General features: G+C 74.2%; 11 protein-coding genes. 1 reads left to right on the top strand and 10 read right to left on the bottom strand.

Annotated features, from left to right (window positions below):
• Positions 1 to 22 precede the first annotated feature (22 nt).
• The 10 genes from FB458_RS02945 to FB458_RS02990 form a co-directional block, all read right to left on the bottom strand.
• Positions 23 to 1,291: an AGE family epimerase/isomerase gene (locus tag FB458_RS02945; protein ID WP_141846633.1), complete on the bottom strand. Its 1,269-nt coding sequence runs from the start codon at positions 1,289 to 1,291 to the stop codon at positions 23 to 25.
• Between the two features lie 59 nt (positions 1,292 to 1,350).
• The gene (locus FB458_RS02950) at positions 1,351 to 2,001 is read right to left on the bottom strand and encodes a LutC/YkgG family protein (RefSeq protein WP_141846635.1); all 651 of its coding nucleotides are present in this window, start codon (positions 1,999 to 2,001) and stop codon (positions 1,351 to 1,353) included.
• The gene (locus tag FB458_RS02955) at positions 1,998 to 3,542 is read right to left on the bottom strand and encodes a lactate utilization protein B (RefSeq protein WP_141850287.1); all 1,545 of its coding nucleotides are present in this window, start codon (positions 3,540 to 3,542) and stop codon (positions 1,998 to 2,000) included. Before FB458_RS02955 ends, FB458_RS02950 begins: the two co-directional genes overlap by 4 nt.
• 17 nt (positions 3,543 to 3,559) lie before the next feature.
• The gene (locus FB458_RS02960) at positions 3,560 to 4,345 is read right to left on the bottom strand and encodes a (Fe-S)-binding protein (protein ID WP_141850288.1); all 786 of its coding nucleotides are present in this window, start codon (positions 4,343 to 4,345) and stop codon (positions 3,560 to 3,562) included.
• 99 nt (positions 4,346 to 4,444) lie between these two features.
• Positions 4,445 to 6,163, bottom strand: coding sequence for an L-lactate permease (locus FB458_RS02965; protein WP_141846637.1), 1,719 nt, complete (start codon positions 6,161 to 6,163; stop codon positions 4,445 to 4,447).
• Positions 6,164 to 6,248: 85 nt separating this feature from the next.
• A complete protein-coding gene (locus tag FB458_RS02970; protein WP_141846639.1) occupies positions 6,249 to 7,571 on the bottom strand; it encodes a (Fe-S)-binding protein in 1,323 nt (440 codons plus the stop codon).
• 2 nt (positions 7,572 to 7,573) lie between these two features.
• A complete protein-coding gene (locus tag FB458_RS02975; protein ID WP_141846641.1) occupies positions 7,574 to 8,845 on the bottom strand; it encodes an FAD-binding oxidoreductase in 1,272 nt (423 codons plus the stop codon).
• Positions 8,846 to 8,870: 25 nt separating this feature from the next.
• Positions 8,871 to 10,337: an FAD-binding oxidoreductase gene (locus tag FB458_RS02980; protein ID WP_211355909.1), complete on the bottom strand. Its 1,467-nt coding sequence runs from the start codon at positions 10,335 to 10,337 to the stop codon at positions 8,871 to 8,873.
• 51 nt (positions 10,338 to 10,388) lie between these two features.
• Entirely contained in the window at positions 10,389 to 11,969 is a 1,581-nt protein-coding gene (gene aceB, locus FB458_RS02985; RefSeq protein ID WP_141846645.1) for a malate synthase A, read from the bottom strand.
• Positions 11,970 to 12,061: 92 nt separating this feature from the next.
• Positions 12,062 to 12,526, bottom strand: coding sequence for an SRPBCC family protein (locus tag FB458_RS02990; RefSeq protein ID WP_141846647.1), 465 nt, complete (start codon positions 12,524 to 12,526; stop codon positions 12,062 to 12,064).
• Positions 12,527 to 12,757: 231 nt separating this feature from the next.
• Between FB458_RS02990 and FB458_RS02995 the strand changes: the two genes are divergently transcribed.
• Complete coding sequence (locus FB458_RS02995) at positions 12,758 to 13,999, top strand: toxic anion resistance protein (protein ID WP_141846648.1); 1,242 nt, start codon at positions 12,758 to 12,760, stop codon at positions 13,997 to 13,999.
• Positions 14,000 to 14,039: the final 40 nt, after the last annotated feature.

Genomic DNA, 14,039 nt, shown 5'->3' on the forward strand with positions numbered 1-14,039 from the left:
TCCGGGGGCCGGGGCGCGCCGGTCAGGACCGCTCGACGGCGCGGTCGCGCACCCCGGCGACGAAGGACGACGTCTCCCCCAGGAAGGGCAGGATGACGGCCTGGTACGCGTGGTACGTGTCCGGCTTGCCCTCCCAGACGTGCGAGCTCGGCCGGTTGTCCTGGTCGAGCTCGTGGCGCCACGAGCCGCGCTCGGCGTCGACGAAGAGCGCGTCGACGTGGGCGCGCCAGCGCTGCCAGTCCTGCCCGTACGACGCCTCGCCCGTCACCACCGCGAGCGTCCAGGACGTCGCCATCGCCTCGGCCGCGACCCAGTGCAGCCGGTCGCGCACGACCGGGGCTGCGTCGAAGTCGGTCGTGTAGACGAACCCGTCGCGGCCGTCGACGGCCCAGCCGTCCTCGACGCCGCGGGCGGTGAGGGCCATGGCGTCCTGCAGCAGCCAGTCCGGCACGTCCGCGCCGGCGCGGGTGAGCGCGGTGCGCACGTGCAGCGCCAGCCTGGCCCACTCGAGGAGGTGACCGATGGTCACGCCGTACGGGCGGAACTTGTCGGCCGGGTGGTCGCGGTTGTAGTCGAGCCGGCGGTTCCACTGCTCGTCGTAGTGCTCGGGCAGCCGGTACCCGTTGCTGGCGGCGAACTCGTGCACGACGCGGCCGGTGATCCGCAGGGCCCGCTGCAGCGGCACCGGGTCGCCGGTGACGTCGTGGGCGGCGAGCAGCGCCTCGACGCTGTGCATGTTGGCGTTGACGCCGCGGTAGGGGTCGAGGGTGGTGAAGGTGCGGTCCCAGACGTCGGCGGCCAGGCCGTCCTCCTCCGACCAGAAGCGCTCCCAGGTGGCGAGGGCCTCGTCGAGCAGCGCGGGGGCCTGCGGGTGGCCGACGGCCGTGGCGGTGGCCGCGGCGAGGACGACGAACGCGTGCGCGTAGGCCTGCTTGGTGTCGTCGGCGGGGCGCGAGGCGCCGTCGGGGCCGGTCTCGACGGCGGCGTACCACCCACCGTGCTCGTCGTCGTGCAGCCGGCCCCGCAGGGCGCGGACACCGTGGTCGACGAGGTCGCGGGCGCCCTCGTCGCCGGCGATGGCGGCGAGGCCGAGGACATGGGTCATCCGGCAGGTGATCCACAGCTCCACCGGGCGACCCGCCTCGACGCGGCCGTCGTCGTCGAGCCAGCCGAAGCCGCCGTCCGGGTGGGCCGCACCCCGGGTGAAGTCGAGCAGCGAGGCGGCCTGCGCCTCGAGCCAACGCTGGTCCTCGGGCGGGAGGGCGGGGGTCGACGAGGGGGACGCGGGCATGGGAGGAACCTAGCGCCGCCCGCCGGGACCGGCCCGACGGCCCGGCAGGCGGACGGCCGTCAGCCGACGACGACCACCACGAGGGTGCGCGGGCCGTGGACGCCCTCGACCCGGTCCAGCTCGATGTCGCTCGTCGCGCTCGGGCCGCTGACCCAGGTGAGGGGACGGGTCGGGTCGGGCAGGGCGGCGACGGCGTCGGGGACGTCGGCGACGACCTGGTCGGTGCGGACGACGCACACGTGCCGGTCGGGCACGAGGGTGAGGGCCCGGCGCCCCTGCCCGGCCCCGTGGTCGAGGACGATGGTGCCGGTCTCGGCGATGCCGACGGTGGCGGTCGTGACGACGGCGTCGACCCCGTCGAGCGCGGCGGCGGTGAGGGGGGCGGCCGGGTCGTCGGTGACCCGCCGGGCGCCGTCCGGGAGCGCGAGCAGGTCGTCGGGGAAGCCGGCCGGGACGACGACGGACCGGCTCGCGGCGAGCCCGTCGCGGACCGCGGCCGCCGCGCCCGCGGCACCGGTGCGCACGACGACCGCGCGGTAGTCCTCGACCCGCTCGACGAAGAGCGTGACGAGGTCGACGACGTCCGCCCCGTGGCCGCCGCCCGGGGCCTGCTCGTCGGCCCCCTCGCCGGCCGGCCCGTCGGCGCGGGTGGGGGCGCCGCGCAGGGCGGAGCGGACGCGGGCGAGGACGTCCTCGCGGGCGGTGCTCATCGGCGCTCCTCCTGGGCTGTGCGCGTGGTCGTGGCCTCGTCGCGGCCGCCGTGGGTGCGCGTCCACCAGGCGCGGAAGGTGTCGGTGGGTGGGGCGGGCAGGTCGCGGGCGTCGGTCCAGCCGCCTCCGCCGGGGACGCGACCGAGGGCGCCGCGGCCACCGGGCAGCGCCCGTCCGCGCGCGCCGCCCCCGAGCCGTCCGCGGGTCGCGCCGAGCACCCGGCCGGCGAGCGCCGTCCCGCGGGCGGCCCAGGCCATCCGCCGGCCGTCGCCGAGGACGAGCGCGGCCCCGCGCATCGCCAGGTCCAGCGGCGTCGGCGGGCGCCAGCCCAGCCCTCCCCCGCCGACGGTGTCGCGGTGCGCGTCGACGACCTGGCTGCGCAGGTGGACGAGGACCTCGGGGATGTCGATCATCACCGGGCACACCTCGTAGCAGCGCCCGCACAGCGAGGAGGCGTAGGGCAGCGAGTCGACCTGCTCGTCGTGTCCGACGCCCTTGAGCATCGGGGTGAGGATCGCGCCGATGGGGCCCGGGTAGACCGAGCCGTAGGCGTGGCCGCCGGTGCGCTCGTAGACCGGGCAGACGTTGAGGCAGGCCGAGCAGCGGATGCAGCGCAGCGCCTGCCGGCCGACCTCGTCGGCGAGGACGTCGGTGCGGCCGTTGTCGAGCAGGACGACGTGCACCTCCTGCGGGCCGTCGCCGGGCGTGACGCCGGTCCACATCGAGGTGTAGGGGTTCATCCGCTCCCCCGTGCTGGAGCGGGGCAGCAGCCGCAGGAACGTGTCGAGGTCGGCCGTGGTCGGCAGCACCTTCTCGATGCCGACGACGCTGACGAGCACCTCGGGCAGCGTCAGGCACATCCGCCCGTTGCCCTCGGACTCGACGACGACGAGGGTGCCGGTCTCGGCGACGGCGAAGTTCGCCCCGGAGACGGCGACCGTGGCGCGCAGGAACTTCTCGCGCAGGTGCAGCCGCGCCGCGGCCGCCAGCTCGCGCGGCTCGTCGGTGAGGTCGGCCGGGGCGGGGCGTCCCGCGGCGGCCATCCGGTCGAGGAAGATCCGTCGGATCTCCGCGCGGTTGCGGTGGATCGCCGGCACGAGGATGTGCGAGGGCAGGTCGTCGCCGAGCTGGACGATGAGCTCGGCGAGGTCGGTCTCCCACGCCGCGATGCCCTCCTGCGCCAGCGCCTCGTTGAGGCCGATCTCGGCCGTCGCCATCGACTTGACCTTGACGACCTCGTCGGCGCGGTGGTCGCGCGCGACCTGCGCGACGATCGCGCACGCCTCGGCCGCGTCGCGGGCCCAGTGCACCACCGCGCCGCGTGCCGTCAGCTGCTCCTCGAGCCGCACGAGGTGCTCGTCGAGGTGGGCGAGCATGTCGTCCTTGATGCCAGCGCCCTTGCGGCGCAACGCCTCCCACTCGTCCACCTCGGCGACGACGGCCGCACGCTTGTCACGGATGGTGTGCGTCGCGTGCCGCAGGTTGGCCCGCAGCTGCGGGTCGGCGAGCGCCGTCCGCGCCGCCTGAGGGAACGGCGGCATCCCGACGAAGGTGGCGGTCACGACCGCGCCCCCCGGGCTGCGGAGGTGCGCTCCAGGAGCGTCGGCGCGGTGAGCACGGACGCCGGCTGGTCCTCGGTGCTGGCGAGGATCTCGGCCAGGTGCATGACCCGCATCCCCGCCCGCTCGCGCGAGAGCAGCCCGCCGAGGTGCATGAGGCACGAGTTGTCGGACGCGACGAGGACCTCGGCGCCGGTGCCGACGGCGTGCCGCACCTTGTCGGTGCCCATCGCGACCGACGTCTCGGCGTTCTTCACCGCGAACGTGCCCCCGAAGCCGCAGCACTCCTCCGCGGCCGGCAGCTCGAGCAGCCGCAGCCCGCGCACGTGGCGCAGCAGCCGCGCGGGGCGGTCGCCGACACCGAGCAGCCGCAGCGAGTGGCACGTCGGGTGGTAGGTCACCGAGTGCGGGAAGGACGCGCCGACGTCCTCGACCTCGAGGACGTCGAGGAGGAACTCGGTCAGCTCGTGGGTGCGCGGGGCGAGACGCCGTACGGCGTCCTGCAGGGCCGGGTCGCCGGCGCGGCGGGCGACGAGACCGTGCTGGTGGCGCACCGACCCGGCGCACGAGCCGGACGGGACGACGACGGCGTCGTACCCCTCGAAGGCCGACGCGAAGGCCCGGACCGCGGGGACGGCCTCGTCGAGGTAGCCCGTGTTGGTCATCGGCTGCCCGCAGCAGCTCTGCCCGGGCGGGAACTCGACGTCGACCCCGAGCCGGCGCAGCAGCCGCACGACCGCCTTGCCCGTCTCGGGGAACATCGCGTCGTTGATGCACGTGAGCATGAGCGCGACCCGCACCGGCGCCTCCTTGGTGACCAGGCCCGCCGCGTCGCCGCGGGCGGGTTCCAACCTAGCGGCCGACCCCGACAGGCCGACCCGGGGTCACGGCACCATCCAGGACAGCACGGGGGTCGACTGGAGCAGGACGATGACGCACATGAGGGCGAGGAACACCAGCGACCAGAGCAGGACCCGCCGGAAGATCTCCCCCTCCCTCCCGGACAGGCCGACCGCCGCCGCGGCGATGGCGAGGTTCTGGGGGGAGACCATCTTCCCCAGCACCCCGCCGGAGCTGTTCGCGGCGGCCATGAGGAGCGGGTCGAGGCCGGTCCGGGCCGCCGCCTGCACCTGGAGCGCGCCGAACAGGCTGTTGGACGAGGTGTCCGACCCGGTCACCGCGACCCCCAGCCAGCCGAGCACCGGCGACAGCAGGGCGAAGAGCGCGCCGGACCCGGCGAGCCAGCTGCCGAGGGTCGCGGTCTGCCCCGACGCGTTCATCACGTAGGCCAGGCCGAGGACGGCCATGACGGTGACGATGGCCGGCAGCAGCTGCCGGTACGTCGCGCCGTACGCGCGCAGCGCCCGACCGGGCCGGATCCCGATGACCGGGATCGTGATCAGCCCCGAGACGACCATGAGCGTGCCCGCCGCGCCCAGCCAGCCGAGCTTGAAGACGGGCAGCGTGGACGGCTTGCCGCCGGCGGTCTCGAGGTGCAGCCCCGGCCACGAGAAGGACGGGTTGACCGCCTTGGCCGCGAGCAGGTCCTTGATGCCGGGCAGCTGGCTGAGGACGAAGACGAGGACGATGACGACGTACGGCGCGTAGGCCCGCACCACGTCCGCGCGGGTGTCGCGGGCCGCGGCGTCGCGGGCCTCGACCTCCTGGAGGCTGCGGGCGCCCGCGTCGGGGGCGTGGTCGCCGCCGCCGGTGCGCCGGGCCGGGGCCTCGGCGCCGACCGACCCGCCGGCGGGGACGAGCTCGGGCTCGTCGGTCTCGACGTACGACGACGCGGGCCGCCAGACCCGCAGCAGCGCCACGACGGCCAGCGCGCCCACGAGGGCGGCGACGATGTCGGTCAGCTGGGTGGAGACGTAGTTCGACGTGACGAACTGCGCGACGGCGAAGGCGACCCCGCAGGTGAGCGTGGCGGGCAGCGTCTCGCGCACCCCGCGGGCCCCGTCGATGATGAGGACCAGGGCCATCGGGACGACGACGGCGAGCAGCGGCGTCTGCCGGCCGACCATCTGGGCGAGGGCGTGCTCGCTCTGGTTGCTCACGGTGGCCAGCGTGGTGATGGGCACGGCGAGCGCACCGAAGGCGACGGGGGCGGTGTTGGCGACCAGCGCCACGGTGGCGGCCTTGAGGGGGCGGAAGCCGAGGGCGATGAGCATGACGCTCGTGATCGCCACCGGGGTGCCGAAGCCGGCCAGGGCCTCGAGGAGCGCCCCGAAGCAGAAGGCGATGATGACCGCCTGGATGCGCTGGTCGTCGCTCACCCGGGCGAACGAGCGCCGCAGGACGTCGAAGTGACCGGTCTCGACCGTCATGTTGTAGACCCAGATGGCGTTGATGACGATCCAGAGGATGGGGAAGAAGCCGAAGGCGGCGCCCTCCGTACCGGAGAGGACGGCCTGCCCGACCGGCATCCGGTAGGCGAGGACGGCGACGAGCAGGCTGACCAGCAGGCTGACCAGCGCGGCCTTCCAGGCGGCCATCCTGACCACCCCGAGGAGGACGAAGAGGACGAGCAGCGGCAGCATCGCGACGAGCGCGGTGAGCAGCAGCGATCCTCCGACGGCGTCGAGGACGGGTCGGTACATGGGGTGCTCCTAATGGCCGGCGTCGTCGTCGGCCGTGGGTGCGGTGGTGTGAGGGCGCGTGCGTGGGTCGGGACCGGGCGGTGGGTCAGGGGGTGAGCAGGCGGGTCACCGGCAGCCCGCGGATCGAGGCGTCGAGGACCTGCACGGTGTGGGCGAGCGCGATGTGCTGGCCGGCCCGCTCGAGCGAGGTGGCGACCTGCATGAGGCACCCCGGGTTGGCGGTGACGAGCAGCTGCGCGCCGGTCGCGGCGACGTTCGCGGCCTTGCGGTCGCCGAGCTCGCGGGCCGGCTCGGGGTTGAGGATGTTGTAGACGCCGGCGCTGCCGCAGCAGATGTCGGCCTCGCGGATCTCGCGCAGCTCCAGCCCCGGGATGCCGCGCAGCAGCGCGCGCGGCTGGGCCCGGATGCCCTGGGCGTGCCCGAGGTGGCAGGCGTCGTGGTACGCGACGGTCACCGGCAGCGGGTGGTACGTCGCCCGCGGGCCCGCCTCGGCGATGATCTCGGCGACGTCGCGCACCGTGGCCGCGAAGGCCGCCGCCCGCGGCCCCCACTCGGGGTCGTCGGAGAGCAGGTCGGCGTACTCCTTCATCGACGAGCCGCAGCCGGCGGAGTTGACGACGACGTGGTCGACGCCCGCGTCCTCGAACTGCGCGACGAGGTCGCGGGCGAAGGCGCGCGCCTCCTCCTCGCGCCCCACGTGTGCCGACAGCGCACCGCAGCAGCCCTGCGAGGCGGGGGCCAGGACGTCGTACCCCTCGGCGGCGAGCACCCGGGCGGTCGCGGCGTTGACGTCGGGGAAGAACGCGCGCTGGACGCAGCCGAGGAGCATCCCGACCGTGCCGCGCCGCTCCCCCACCGCCGGCGTGCGCTCGGGCACGTCGGGCACCGAGCCCAGCTCAGGGGCGAGCGACTCCATCGCGGCGAGCGTCGGCGACAGCTTCTCGAGGACGCCGCTGCGTCGCACCAGCCGGCCGAGGCCGCTGCGCTGGTAGAGCCGCAGCGGTCCGCGCGCGGCCTTGAGCCGCGCCGGGTAGGGGAAGAGCGCGAAGATCGCCTCCCTCATCGCCTTCTGCGCGCGGGGCCGCTCGTGGTGGCGCTCGACCTGCGCACGGGTCGCCTCGATGAGCCGGTCGTACTGCACCCCCGACGGGCAGGCCGTCACGCAAGCCATGCAGCCGAGGCAGGCGTCGACGTGACCGACCATCGTGTCGGTCATCGGCGCGCCCTGCGAGACCTGGTCCATGAGCAGGATCCGGCCGCGCGGGCTGTCCATCTCCTCGCCCCACAGCACGTAGGTCGGGCAGGTCGGCAGGCAGAACCCGCAGTGCACGCAGTCGGCGAGCAGGGCCGGGTCCGGCGGCCGGTGGTCGTCGAAGCCCCGCACGACCGGGGTGGGCAGGTCGGTCATGATCAGATCCCTCCGACGAAGCGTCCGGGCGCGAGCACGCCCGTGGGGTCGAGCCGCTCCTTGACGCGGCGCATGAGGTCGAGCCCGCGCACCGGGCCCCAGACGTCGACGGCGGCCCGGACCGCGGCGGGGGCGTCGCGCACGACGACCGCGCCGCCGAAGCGGTCCGCGGCGCCGCGCAGCGCGGCGAGGACGGCGGCCACCTGCGCGGGGTCCGACCCGTGGCCGGACCCGCCCAGCCCGACGGTGAGGGTGCCGACGGCGGCCGACCCGCGCACGTCGAGCGGGAGCCCGACGGCGGCGGACGCGTCGTCGACGGCCTCGAGCAGGACGGCGAGGCTCGCCGGCTCGTACGACGCCTTGAGCGTCACCCCGTGCGCGGCGGCGTCGAGGTCGCGTCCCCACCAGGCGGGCGCGGTGTCGCTCACCTGCGCGCCGGTGCCGAGCAGCGCGGCGGTCTGCTCGGCGCGCGCGGCGACGCCGGGCGCGATCCCGTCGAGGCGGACGGCGAGCTGGGCCCGCCCCTCGCCGGGCCGGTCGAGCTCGGCGGCGTCGGCGACCACCTGCGCGTGGAGCACGCCCTGGACGAGGGCGCTCGCGTGCCGGGCCGAGGCGACCGGGACGGTGACCCAGGCGCCGGCCTCCGCGACGGGGTGCAGCCGCAGGGCGACGCGGGTGAGGACGCCGAGGGTGCCGAAGGACCCGGTGAGCAGCTTGCCCAGGTCGTAGCCGGCGACGTTCTTGACCACCTTGCCGCCCGAGCGGGCGACGACGCCGTCGGCGCGCACCACCGTGGCGCCGATGACGAGGTCGCGCACGGGTCCGCGCCCCAGCCGGGCCGGTCCGGCGTCGGCGGAGGCGACGAGCCCGCCGACGGTGCCCTGGCGGGCCGGGTCGACGGCGAGGCACTGGCCGGCCCCCGCGAGGTCGCGCTGGAGGTCCTCCAGCCGCCGCCCGGCGCCGGTGACGACGACGAGGTCGCCGGCTGCGTGCTCGACGAGCTCGTCGAGTCCGCCCGTCTCGAGGACGACGTCGAGCCGGCGTGGCGGGGCGCCCCAGCCGAGCTTGGTGCCGGCGCCGCGGACGACGACGGCGAGGCCGTCGGCGTGCGCCGTCCGCAGCACGGCGGCGACCGCCTCGGTCGCCCGCGGGCCGGTGGGCGCGACGACGTAGGGCGGCACCAGGCCGTCGACGGCGTCGGCGACGCCTCCCTCGCGGGCGTGCCCGCCGCTCGCCTCGAGCAGGCGCGGCAGCGCATCGGTCACGGTGGTCATCGGCTCCCCCTCACGTCCGGTCGCGTCAGAACTGGTCGGCGAGGCCGGCCTCGACGAGCGGGTGGGCACCCTCGGACGCCGTACGGCGCCTCGGCACCTCACCGCACAGCCGCGGCGTCGGGAAGATCTTGCCGGGGTTGGCGATGCCGGCCGGGTCGAAGGCGCACCGGACCAGCTGCATCGTGTCGAGGTCGTCCTCGCCGAACATCCGCGGCATGTACTTCGCCTTGTCGGACCCGACGCCGTGCTCACCGGTGATCGAGCCGCCGAGCTCGATGCACAGGTCGATGATCGCGCCGGACGCCTCCTCGGCCCGCTCGGCCTCGCCGGGGACGGCGTCGTCGAAGAGGACCAGCGGGTGCAGGTTGCCGTCGCCGGCGTGGAAGACGTTGGCGACCCGCACGCCCCGCTCCCCCGCGAGCGCCTCGATGCGGGTGAGCGCCTCGGCGAGCCGGGTCCGCGGGATGACGCCGTCCTGGACGATGTAGTCGGGGCTGATCCGACCGACCGCGGCGAAGGCCGACTTGCGGCCCTTCCAGATGAGGGCGCGCTCGGTGTCGTCGGCGGCGACCCGGATCTCGAACGCGCCGGCGTCCTCGCACATGCCCTTGACCTGCTCGAACTGGTGGGCGACCTCGGGTCGCGGGCCGTCGAGCTCGACGATGAGCACGGCGCCGGCGCCGGCCGGGTAGCCGCAGTGCACGGCCGCCTCGGCGGCCTCGATGGCGAGGGCGTCCATCATCTCGATGGCGGCGGGGACGACCCCGGCGGAGATGACGGCGGAGACCGCCCGGCCGGCCGAGTCCGTGTCGGGGAAGCCGGCCAGCAGCGTCTCGACCGCCTCGGGGGTCCGGGTGAGCCGCACCGTCACCCGGGTCGCGACCCCGAGCGTCCCCTCGGAGCCGACGACGGCGCCCAGCAGGTCGTAGCCGGGCAGGTCGGGGGCCTTCCCCCCGAGCTCGACGAGCTCGCCGGCCGGGGTGACGAGCTGCAGCCCGGTGACGTGGCCGGTGGTGAAGCCGTACTTGAGGCAGTGCGCGCCGCCGGAGTTCTCCGCGACGTTCCCGCCGACCGAGCAGACCTGCTGGCTGCTGGGGTCGGGAGCGAAGTAGTAGCCGTCGGGGCGGGTCAGCGCGGACAGCTGGAGGTTGACGACGCCCGGCTGGACGACCGCCCGCTGGTTGGCCCGGTCGACCTCGACGACGTCGCGCATCCGCGAGAGGACGACGAGGACTCCGTCGGCGTGCGGCAGCGCCCCGCCGGACAGGCCGGTGCCCGCGCCGCGCGCGACGAAGGGGACGCCGTGCTCGGCGCAGGCCCGCACCACGGTCGCCACCTGCTCGGCCGTCTCCGGCAGCACGACGACGGCGGGCACGACCTTGTAGTGCGCGAGGCCGTCGCAGGCGTACGTCGCCAGCTGCACCGGGTCGATGATGACCGCCCCGGCCGGCAGCCGGTCCGCCAGCCACGGCGCCAGTCCCCTCGCGTCCACGTCGACCCCTTCGTCGATCCTCGTCGTCCTGCTGCCTACTGTGCCCGGCTCCTACGACATCCGCTCGTAGGCGGGGAGGGTGAGGAACTCGGCGAACTCGTCGGCGACCGCGACCGAGAGGAAGGTGTCGCGCGCGGCGGCGTACTGCTCGGGGTCGCCCGGGAGCTCGGCCACCTCCTCCTCGACGAGCCGGTCGACGAGCTCGCGGGTGACGACCTGGCCGTCCTCGAGCTCGATGTCGTTGTGCAGCCACTGCCAGACCTGGGAGCGGCTGATCTCGGCGGTGGCGGCGTCCTCCATGAGGCCGTTGATGCCGACCGCGCCCTGCCCGCCGAGCCAGGCGTGCAGGTACTGGATGCCGACCGAGATGTTGCCCCGCAGGCCCGCCTCGGTGACCTGCCCGGGTGTCGAGGCGACGTCGAGCAGCTGCTCGGCGGTGACGTGGACGTCCTCGCGCTTCTCGTCCAGCTGGTTCGGGCGGTCACCGAGCACGGCGGTGAAGGCCTCCTTGCACGTCTCCACCATGCCGGGGTGCGCCACCCACGAGCCGTCGAAGCCGTCGCCGGCCTCGCGGCCCTTGTCCTGCTCGACTTTCTCGTACGCCGCCGCGTTCGCCGCCTCGTCCTTGCTCGGGATGAACGCCGCCATCCCCCCGATCGCGTGCGCGCCGCGCTTGTGGCAGCTGCGCACGAGCAGCTCGGTGTAGGCGCGCATGAACGGGACGGTCATCGTCACCTGCGCGCGGTCGGGCAGCAGGAAGTCGCGCCCGCGGGTCCGGAACTTCTTGATGACGCTGAAGATGTAGTCCCAGCGGCCGGCGTTGAGCCCGCTCGAGTGCTCGCGCAGCTCGAAGAGGATCTCCTCCATCTCGAAGGCGGCCGGGTAGGTCTCGACGAGGACCGTCGCGCGGATCGTCCCGCGCGGGATGCCGAGGGCCTCCTGGGCGCGGACGAAGACGTCGTTCCACAGCCGCGCCTCGAGGTGGCTCTCCATCTTCGGCAGGTAGAAGTACGGGCCCTTGCCCGCGTCGAGCTGCCGCTGCGCGCAGTGGAAGAAGTACAGGCCGAAGTCGAAGAGCGAGCCCGACAGGCGCTCGCCGTCGACGAGCACGTGCTTCTCGGTCAGGTGCCAGCCGCGCGGGCGGACGACGATCGTGGCCAGCGGCGCGTCGGTGCGCAGCGCGTAGGACTTGCCGGTGTCGGCGGTGAAGTCGATGGTCCCGTCGAGCGCGTCGCGCAGGTTGAGCTGGCCCTGGACCGCGTTCTCCCAGGTCGGTGTCGAGGCGTCCTCGAAGTCGGCCAGCCACACCTTCGCGCCGGAGTTGAGCGCGTTGATCGTCATCTTCCGGTCGACGGGGCCGGTGATCTCGACGCGCCGGTCCTCCAGACCGGGGGCGGGCGGGGCCACCTGCCAGTCGCCGTCGCGGACCTCCTGCGTCTCCGGCAGGAAGCCGAGGGTGCCGCCGGCGGCGAGCGCGTCGTACCGGGTGTCGCGCGCGGCGAGCAGCTCGCGGCGGCGGCCGTCGAAGCGGCGGTGCAGGTCGGCGAGGAAGGCCAGCGCCTCGTCGGTGAGCACCTCCTCGAAGCCGGGCTGGAGGGGACCGGTCACCTGCACGCCGTCGGGGGTGGGCATGTCTGCTCCTTCGCTGACTCTTTCACCATGCGGAAGACTTCTCCCGCTGGACGGAAACCAGACTGCCCACCCCGACCGGCGAGGTCAACCCCCTAGGAACCGGAGACCTCGGACGCGAGGGTCGCGAGGGAGTCCTCGAGCTGGTCCTTGCTCACCAACGGGAAGCCCACCTTCTGCAGCAGGGCCTTGTCGGTGACCTTGGACCAGTCGTAGGTCAACGAGACCTCGGTCGCGTCCGGGCCCTGGGCGACGAGCTCCCAGACCCACTCCCACCCGGGCGGCTCGGTGCCCGCCGGTGCGGTCTGCCAGGCCAGGAGCGTGTTGCGGTCGTAGCCGGTCACGTGGTTGTCGGTCTTGTACTCCCCGCCCATGTGGTCGCCCTCCATGTTCATGGTGAAGACCTGGCCGGTGCCGGTGATCCGGTCGCCGTGGTCGACCGAGACCACGAAGCCCGAGCCGTCGAGGTCGACGTGGCGCTCGGGGTTGCTGAGGACGTCGAAGACCCGGTCGGCCGGGGCGTCGATCGCGCGGGTGACGGTGAGACTGGTGTCTGCCATGTCCGCCGGGTACCCCGGGCGACCGGGGCGGACACCCGCCCGTGGGAGGGGGCCGTGCGGGGCGCCGTACGGGGAGGCCGGACGGGGGGCCGGACGGGGTCCGCTCAGGGCGGAACCGGACCGACCGGTGTCGGTGGAACCCGGTAGGTTGACCGGACGTCTGGTGGGGTGGGCCGAGGCCGGTCCTCCTCGCACCGATCTCAGGGGAGCACAGATGTTTGGGGAGCACCGATGACGGACCAGCCCGCGCCGACCGATGCCGCCGCGGCGGTCGCCCCACTGGCCCCGCCCCAGCCGACGGCCACGCTGACGCTGGCCCCACCGGCCCCGACCACGGCGGTGAGCGAGACCGCGGCGCCCAAGATGGCCCCGCAGGTCCCCGAGGCCGCGATCGCCGGCCTCGACGCCAAGGTCGACGGCTACCTCGAGGCGCTGCTCCAGGCGCAGGCCAAGAGCCCGACCTTCGAGGCCAAGGCGGCCGACGTCCGCACGATGGGCGACGACGAGATCCGCCGTGCCGCGGAGTCGAGCAACCGGCTGCTCAAGACGCCGGTCAAGGCGCTCACCGACGGCGGGCTGTCCGAGGGCTCGAAGGTGAGCAAGACCCTGCTCGACCTGCGCCGCACCGTCGAGGACCTCGACCCCGGCCAGGCCAAGGGGGGCAAGAAGGTCCTCGGCATGATCCCGTTCGGCGACAGGATCACCGACTACTTCCGCAAGTACCAGTCGGCGCAGAGCCACCTCGACGGCATCCTGCACGCGCTGCGCAGCGGCCAGGACGAGCTGCAGCGCGACAACGTCGCGCTCAACCTCGAGAAGCAGAACCTCTGGGACTCGATGGGCCGGCTCAACCAGTACGTCTACATCGCCGAGCGGCTCGACGCCCGGCTCACCGCGCAGATCGCGACGCTCGAGGCCACCGACCCGGAGAAGGCGACCGCGCTCAAGCAGGACGTCCTGTTCTACGTGCGCCAGAAGCACCAGGACCTGCTGACCCAGCTCGCCGTCTCGATCCAGAACTACCTGGCCATCGACATCGTCATCAAGAACAACCTCGAGCTCATCAAGGGCGTCGACCGGGCCTCGACGACGACGATCTCGGCGCTGCGCACCGCGGTCATCGTCGCGCAGGCGCTGGGCAACCAGAAGCTCGTCCTCGACCAGATCACCGCGCTCAACACGACGACGAGCAACCTCATCCAGAGCACCTCGGAGATGCTGCGCGACAACTCGGTCGCCATCCAGCAGCAGGCCGCGTCGGCCACCATCGGGCTGCCCCAGCTGCAGGCCGCGTTCGCGAACATCTACCAGACGATGGACGCCATCGACACCTACAAGGTGCAGGCCCTCGACACGATGTCGCAGACCATCGGCGTGCTCGAGTCGGAGGTCGGCAAGTCCCGCGCCTACCTCGAGCGGGTCAACCGGGCCAACCCGCAGGTGCAGATGGGCTCGCTCGACCTGGGCCGCTGAGCCGCTGACAGGCGTCACGGCGCCGCACGACACCTTCGGG

The sequence above is a fragment of the Lapillicoccus jejuensis genome (assembly GCF_006715055.1).
GTDB classification, from domain to species: domain Bacteria; phylum Actinomycetota; class Actinomycetes; order Actinomycetales; family Dermatophilaceae; genus Lapillicoccus; species Lapillicoccus jejuensis.

Bases quoted from the DNA above. Each gene is read 5' to 3' on its own strand.
- FB458_RS02995 (WP_141846648.1), top strand. From the start codon at position 12,758: ATGACGGACCAGCCCGCGCCGACCGATGCCGCCGCGGCGGTCGCCCCA.
- aceB (WP_141846645.1), bottom strand. From the start codon at position 11,969: ATGCCCACCCCCGACGGCGTGCAGGTGACCGGTCCCCTCCAGCCCGGC.
- FB458_RS02990 (WP_141846647.1), bottom strand. From the start codon at position 12,526: ATGGCAGACACCAGTCTCACCGTCACCCGCGCGATCGACGCCCCGGCC.
- FB458_RS02945 (WP_141846633.1), bottom strand. From the start codon at position 1,291: ATGCCCGCGTCCCCCTCGTCGACCCCCGCCCTCCCGCCCGAGGACCAG.
- FB458_RS02970 (WP_141846639.1), bottom strand. From the start codon at position 7,571: ATGACCGACCTGCCCACCCCGGTCGTGCGGGGCTTCGACGACCACCGG.
- FB458_RS02955 (WP_141850287.1), bottom strand. From the start codon at position 3,542: ATGCCGCCGTTCCCTCAGGCGGCGCGGACGGCGCTCGCCGACCCGCAG.
- FB458_RS02960 (WP_141850288.1), bottom strand. From the start codon at position 4,345: ATGCTCACGTGCATCAACGACGCGATGTTCCCCGAGACGGGCAAGGCG.
- FB458_RS02975 (WP_141846641.1), bottom strand. From the start codon at position 8,845: ATGACCACCGTGACCGATGCGCTGCCGCGCCTGCTCGAGGCGAGCGGC.
- FB458_RS02950 (WP_141846635.1), bottom strand. From the start codon at position 2,001: ATGAGCACCGCCCGCGAGGACGTCCTCGCCCGCGTCCGCTCCGCCCTG.
- FB458_RS02965 (WP_141846637.1), bottom strand. From the start codon at position 6,163: ATGTACCGACCCGTCCTCGACGCCGTCGGAGGATCGCTGCTGCTCACC.